Source organism: Pseudomonas sp. UM16 (assembly GCF_050312595.1).
Taxonomy (GTDB): Bacteria; Pseudomonadota; Gammaproteobacteria; order Pseudomonadales; family Pseudomonadaceae; genus Aquipseudomonas.
On sequence record NZ_JBNPJT010000060.1, the window covers coordinates 1 to 665 of the forward strand.

Consider the following 665-nt stretch of genomic DNA (forward strand, 5'->3'; position numbering starts at 1 on the left):
TATTAAGGCGAAAGTTAACGTGCCGCTCAGTACAGATTAATGGTTGAGCGTTGGTGGCAATTGGCCCAGTTTCTCGATGGCAACTGGGTCGATCCAACGTTGCCTGGAGCATTGTCGGAAGGACCAAGAAATAGAGTCTGTCCAGCGGACTATACTTACCACTCGCAAGAGTAATACCAGACTTTGGGAATTCTGGGCCGATAGTCCCGCAGCCAGCCCGAGTGCTGGCCAATAAAAATACCAAACTCTTAAAGCTGGATGTTCCAGATTAAACTAATTAGTGGACGCTTCAGTGTTTAAATTCAATAATGACCTTGAGCTGCCGTCGCAGCTTAAATGGAAATTTTCGCATGAGCCCGAATTGTTGGGTTGGACAATTCGGGCGCGCAATTATAATACGTTTGTAGCTGATTTGATGTTTTGGTTTTGTTTTGCTGCAATAATGATTGGTTCGATTCTGATATTTCTGAGTATGGGCGATGAGCCTATTTTTAGCGGTCTTCTAACGCTGTTGTTTTTTTCTAGTGTAAGTATTTCCTTGGTGTCTATCACTCATCAAAGAATGCAGTTTGCTTATCGCTTCACTCAATCTGGAGTGGAATATTGCAAGTGGAAAGATTTTCCGGAGTGGGCTCTAAAGTTTTTAAAATGGCTTGCAGGGATAA

General features: G+C 43.2%; 1 pseudogene. It reads left to right on the forward strand.

What is annotated here, in order from left to right:
* Positions 1–292 precede the first annotated feature (292 nt).
* Positions 293–665: pseudogene (locus ACQRAX_RS25545) on the forward strand (hypothetical protein); the annotation flags it as partial.